The sequence below is a fragment of the Hydrocoleum sp. CS-953 genome, from assembly GCF_002260545.1.
Lineage (GTDB): Bacteria > Cyanobacteriota > Cyanobacteriia > Cyanobacteriales > Microcoleaceae > Trichodesmium.
In genome coordinates, this window is record NZ_LGSU01000738.1 from 1 (window position 1) to 4,459 (window position 4,459).

At 35.9% G+C, this 4,459-nt stretch carries 4 protein-coding genes and 1 pseudogene; 3 read left to right on the plus strand and 2 right to left on the minus strand.

The window, feature by feature from the left end; all coding sequences use genetic code 11:
• The 3 genes from AFK68_RS08805 to AFK68_RS44615 all read left to right on the plus strand — a co-directional run.
• The coding region (locus AFK68_RS08805) for a pseudouridine synthase (RefSeq protein WP_143437704.1) at nt 1-458 on the plus strand (458 nt) is incomplete at its 5' end.
• Between the two features lie 661 nt (nt 459-1,119).
• The coding region (locus AFK68_RS44610) for a helix-turn-helix domain-containing protein (protein ID WP_371357291.1) at nt 1,120-1,837 on the plus strand (718 nt) is incomplete at its 3' end.
• Nucleotides 1,838-1,847: 10 nt separating this feature from the next.
• Entirely contained in the window at nt 1,848-2,090 is a 243-nt protein-coding gene (locus tag AFK68_RS44615; RefSeq protein ID WP_371357292.1) for a DUF4115 domain-containing protein, read from the plus strand.
• Nucleotides 2,091-2,155: 65 nt separating this feature from the next.
• Here AFK68_RS44615 and malQ (AFK68_RS08820) read toward each other — a convergent pair.
• Nucleotides 2,156-2,975 (minus strand): 4-alpha-glucanotransferase (gene malQ / locus AFK68_RS08820; protein WP_143437705.1); only part of this gene is annotated, 820 nt, incomplete at its 5' end.
• Nucleotide 2,976: 1 nt separating this feature from the next.
• Nucleotides 2,977-3,881: pseudogene (gene malQ, locus AFK68_RS08825) on the minus strand (4-alpha-glucanotransferase); the annotation flags it as partial.
• Nucleotides 3,882-4,459 lie beyond the last annotated feature (578 nt).

A 4,459-nucleotide genomic window follows, 5' to 3' on the forward strand; every position in this document is an offset into this window, starting at 1 on the left:
ATCCTGTAGGACGTTTAGATGCAGATTCTACAGGAGCATTACTCCTCACAAATGATGGTCGGGTAACTTATGGTTTAACCCATCCCAAACATTGTCTTCCCAAAACCTATCAAGTCTGGGTAGAAGGTCATCCCCAGGAATCAACCTTAAAATTGTGGCGTCAAGGTATCATCTTATTTGGTAAAAAAACTTTACCAGCTCAGGTTAAAGTCCTAAAAGAATTTAATAGCTCTCAAACTCTTTTAGAAGTGGTTATTTCCGAAGGCAGAAATCGCCAGATTCGTAGAGTTGCAGAAAAATTGGGATATCCTGTACTCAAATTACACCGTACTGCAATTGGCCCAATTAAGTTGCAGCTACCTGGAGAGTCAGTTTTACCTATTGGCCATTATCGACCTTTGAAGGATTTTGAAATTGAGTTTTTGGATGACCAAATTATCAAATCTAAATTCAGCTAAAAACTCTCTTTTATAGCAATTCCCAAGAAGCGTGAGGTACAAAATTCGTTTGTTTTAGGGAACAGGGAATAAGGAATAGAAAAGAAATTAAAGAGCTTGNTTTAGGGAACAGGGAATAGGTATGGAGGGAATAGGCAATGAGGAATCAGGAATAGAAAAGAAATTAAAGAGCTTGTGTACCTTATAAGCTTGAGAAACGCTATATAACAAACAAGTAATCTTTTTAAGAGTTTGAACTGAGGGGCTAAAACAATTAAATATCCAAACAATATTGATAAATTTTTTAATACTTTGTGTTATGTTAATCTTGCTGCTTTAATCACAATATATTTTGTTGGCATAACTTTTTTTTCAATCATATTATAAATATCTTGAGGGGTAATAAAAGTAATTTTTTTTGTCAAAGTAAATATCCAAAATTAATTATATTATTGCTCAAATTAAGTTATATAAAATCAATCAAAATAGGACAACTATCAAAACAAGAAAAACTATAGTTTATAGAAAATAAGTAAAAGCAATGGTGAATTTGACAGCAATCAAAAACCTGAAAAAAAGTTTTTCTTTTGTACCCTTAGAAAAACGTTTGAATCAAAGGAAAGAATTATCTTTTGAAGAAGAACAAATTCAGGCATTAACAGATATAGGGCAGAAATTGAAAATGTTTAGAGACAAACATTCGATTTCTTTAGAAAGAGTGGCAGTAGTGACAATGATTAGAATTAATTTACTAGAGGCAATAGAAGAAGGTAATTTAGAACAACTCCCAGAGCCAGTTTATATCCAAGGTATGATCAAGCGATATGCAGATGCTATGGGATTAGATGGAGAACAACTAGCAAATTTATTTCCTACTGCAAAAACTCAGGAAATTACCAGAAAATCTATCCCGAATATATCAATGGTTCAGCTACGACCATATCATCTCTACTTCCTATATGTATTTCTTGTTATTTTATCAGTCCGTTTGTTACCTTATGTAATTACTGGAGCTGATATATTAGCTAGAGAAAAAGGAATTACTACCTCTGAGAAACAACAATATAGACCTGAAAATCAGAGAGATTTGTCAGCTCAAGCATCTCCAGTAAATACCAAAACTGAGCCAAAATATTCGGACAAAACTACAACACAAAAGCCAGAAAAACTTCAGGAGAAACAACCTGTAGTGCTGAATGTAATCGTCAAAGATGAATCCTGGGTCTCAATAGAGATAGATGGAAAAATAGCATTTGAAGGAACTTTAACTCAAGGTACTCAGAAGACTTGGTCAGCCCAAAAACAACTGGTTTTCTTTGCAGGAAATGCTGGAGGAATACTGATACCTATTAATAAGGGGCAAAATATGCAACTGGGAAAACCGGGTGAAGTAAAAGAAGNCTGAATGTAATCGTCAAAGATGAATCCTGGGTCTCAATAGAGATAGATGGAAAAATAGCATTTGAAGGAACTTTAACTCAAGGTACTCAGAAGACTTGGTCAGCCCAAAAACAACTGGTTTTCTTTGCAGGAAATGCTGGAGGAATACTGATACCTATTAATAAGGGGCAAAATATGCAACTGGGAAAACCGGGTGAAGTAAAAGAAGTTGTTTTTACTCCTACTAATACCCAAATTTCCCAGTCTCAATAAAACCTTGTCCTTCAAGGTGGAATTTCAATAATGTTAAAAATTCAACAGTATTATTTCTTTTCAGATTAATCCTGATTTTCTGGGGTACGGCCATAAATGTCTGTCACCTCTTTAAGGCGATCGCTTACCTCTGAGGTTAACATCCCTGATTGGTAACGCCAGCTCCAATTACCTTCAGCAATACCAGGCTGATTCATAATAGCTTCTTCCCCCAACCCTAAAATATCTTGTAGAGGAAAAATTGCCATAGAAGCCACAGAAGACATAGCCAAACGAATTAAATCCCAATGAATTCCATTACCCCAAGTACCACCAAGAAAATGATTAACTCGCTCCTGTTCTTCAGGAGAACGGTTATTAAACCAGCCCACAGTAGTATTATTATCGTGAGTGCCAGTATAAACAACCCAATTGGAAGAATTATAGTTGTAAGGTAAATAGGGATTACCACTACCTGAGTCAAAAGCAAAATGTAGAATCTTCATACCAGGAAATTCAAACTTATCCCGCAACTCTTCCACATCAGGAGTAATAATCCCTAAATCCTCAGCAATAATTGGTAGTGTTCCTAACTTTTCATTAATAGTTTCAAATAAAGCCTTGCCCGGAGCTTCGACCCATTCACCATTGATAGCTGTAGTTTCGCCCTGGGGTACTGCCCAATAAGCACTTAAACCTCGAAAGTGGTCTATCCTAATCCAATCAACTTTATTAAGCATAGATTGGATACGTTGCACCCACCACAGAAAATTTTCCTGTTCCAATATATCCCATTGATAAACTGGATTACCCCATAGTTGACCAGTCTCACTAAAATAATCTGGTGGAACACCTGCCATCAAAGACGGTTCACCTGTTTCTGTATCTAGACAGAATATTTCAGGANCCTCGAAAGTGGTCTATCCTAATCCAATCAACTTTATTAAGCATAGATTGGATACGTTGCACCCACCACAGAAAATTTTCCTGTTCCAATATATCCCATTGATAAACTGGATTACCCCATAGTTGACCAGTCTCACTAAAATAATCTGGTGGAACACCTGCCATCAAAGACGGTTCACCTGTTTCTGTATCTAGACAGAATATTTCAGGATGTGCCCAAACATCAGCACTATCATGGGCAACATATATAGGTACGTCACCAAAGATTTTGATTCCTTGTTCATTAGCATAATTTTTCAGCTCATCCCATTGCTCGAAGAACTCAAACTGAAGAAATTTATGGTATTGAATTTCATCCGCTAAACGTTCTTGCCATTCTGCTAAGACTGCTGGTTGACGACTGGCAATGTCCTCATCCCAGGTATGCCAACTAGCTCCTTCGTGAGCCTCCTTCAAAGCCATAAAAGAAGCATAATCATCTAACCAAAAAGCTTTACTGGTGCATAATTCCTCGAATGCTTCTTGTTCTTCTTCGGAAGCGTTTTTTTGAAAGTTTTGGTAGGCAGTTTTCAACATAGAACCCTTAATTTGGGCCACTAAATCAAAATTCACCCGATCGCTGGGAAATTCTGGTAAGTTAGATAGGTCATCCTCAGAAAGCAGTCCTTTATCTTTCAGCTTATCTGGACTAATTAGCAGAGGGTTTCCTGCCATTGCCGAATAAGATAAATAAGGAGAATTGCCAAAACCTGTTGGTCCTAATGGTAGAACTTGCCAAATTTGCTGTCCACTGTCTTTCAAAAAATTGACGAAATTGTATGCTTCCTGGCCTAAGTCACCAATTCCAAAGCGACTGGGAAAAGAAGTTGGATGTAGTAGAATACCGCTAGCTCTTGAAAGTGGCATAATTCAACCTAGAAAATACTAATCAAAAAAAATTGCTGGCATTAGGCGCCAGCCTAGAATTAATTTTACGATGGAGAGAGTATTTTTTGATAGTTAAAATTTTGTTGAGTTTTCTATCGTGTTTGTAATCTAATTAGGGTTTGCTGAAAAAGTCTTTTTGTCAAGGTAGGAGTCAGGAGTCAGGAGTCAGGATAAACAGGGAATTTAGAGGAGGCAGTTGGAATAATTATCCTTTGATTTTTATGTCATAGTCAGCTCAAAATCCTAAGTTTTTGGTAGTTTAAGCTGGAAAAGTTGCACTTTTTTTCCACCTAAAAAGGCTGAAAGTTTAGAATGTTAATGCTTTTAGATTTAATCAGCCAACCCTAATTAAAAATTATTCAATTATTAATTGTCTGAGGGTACTTATACTGAAAATATCTTCAAAGTTTAAACGCATTTAGATTTTATCTTTTCAGTTCTCTGTTTGTTCTTAAAATCATCCCTTTCCCTGAAATATTTTAAGATATAGTGTTTTCAAATGAGATTTCAATAATTGATAATTGATAATTGATAATTGATAATTGATAATTACCTCT